Source organism: Commensalibacter nepenthis (genome assembly GCF_029953305.1).
In the GTDB taxonomy this organism is placed as follows: domain Bacteria; phylum Pseudomonadota; class Alphaproteobacteria; order Acetobacterales; family Acetobacteraceae; genus Commensalibacter; species Commensalibacter nepenthis.
This window is the reverse complement of sequence record NZ_JASBAN010000013.1, coordinates 1-1,346: the sequence shown is the minus strand read 5'-3', so window position 1 is coordinate 1,346 and position 1,346 is coordinate 1. Positions and strand designations below refer to the sequence as shown.

Annotated in this window: 2 protein-coding genes; both read left to right on the top strand. The window is 33.2% G+C overall.

What is annotated here, in order from left to right; genetic code table 11:
- On the top strand, nucleotides 1-284 hold a 284-nt coding region (locus QJV33_RS11905; RefSeq protein ID WP_281463621.1), incomplete at its 5' end, for a hypothetical protein.
- Nucleotides 285-888: 604 nt separating this feature from the next.
- The coding region (locus QJV33_RS11900; protein WP_281463620.1) for a hypothetical protein at nucleotides 889-1,346 on the top strand (458 nt) is incomplete at its 3' end.

Genomic DNA, 1,346 nt, shown 5'->3' with positions numbered 1-1,346 from the left:
CTTCACAAATGATCGTTGATATTAAGCAAATTGGGGTAGCTTCTAGTATTATAATTTTCAAAACCAAAGATTTCACAACGTTCGAAGAATTAATTTTTGTTGTTCAATGTATGGCTAGTGCGACATGTTTTGCGTTAAATGAAGAGTTAATTTTGGACTTATTTGAAAAAACAAAAAATCTTAGACCTCGTAGCACATATGCAATTATCGTTGGAATAGTTCACAATGAACCAACGGTTGAATTTTCACGTTATCAAGAAGCGAATATACAAAGCTTTTTTTAGAGGTTTGAAATTACTTGAACTTGCAGTAGTTGGCTTACTAGCACTTTAAACGCCTCCAGAATGTGTTCTAATGCTTTTAAAGAAAAATCCTCTAAAAAACTTTAAACATGCTTCTACGGTCGTTTTAGAAACTTTAAAGCTAAAGTTACTCTGTATCCTTCCTGAGCAATTAACCAAATATCAAACAAAACCAATCTAACTTTTAAAAAAAAGAGCTTTCTTTTGGGGTTAAGGGGACATCCCCTTACAAGAGTACAAACCATTGTTTGTATATCCTTGCCCTCTTAAAAAAAAGAAGCAAAAAAAACTTTATCACGTTAAAACTCCACAACTACACAATCGGATTTTTTGCCTTTTGAATTGGCAAAATCCTCATGTGCATTTGATGGATTTTTAACTATTAGAAAGAATATATATTACGTAAAATTTTAACATATTGATTTTATTTACTTTTTATTATTCTAATCGGAACGCAGTATTTCCGATTAATCGGAACGCAGTATTTCCGGTGAATTCCGATCATAAGAAAATAAAATCTTTACTTATGAAATTATATTCATTATTTTTTGAAAAATGATTTACAACGTTTAAACAGGACAAAATCATGTTAGAAAATGAGCAGGTTACATCCCAAAAAAGAGTTTCAAGACCACCATTTACACAAGTATTCCCTAAAGGTTGGCGACGTATTCGTGAGCTATCAATCAAAAATTCTGGGGCTGCTGGTCTATATGCCTTTTTTGCTGAACATATAGACTTTTCATGTGGTGCTGTAGTTTGCGATCAACAGTTTCTTGCAGATCAAATGATGGTTACAACAAGAACCATCCATAATTGGTTGAAATTTCTCGAACAGGAGCAAGCAATTTTACGTATTCCCGTCTCTGGTCGGGTCTATGCTTACGCTTTGGACCCCTATGAAGTTTGGAAAGGCTTTAAAGAAAAGCAACCTTATGCTGCTTTTCTTACCAAAACACTTACAAACAAAAATGGAGAGATACAACGTCGCTTACAAACAATGTTCAGCAAAAAAGATGACGAAAATCAAACAGATTTGGAAGA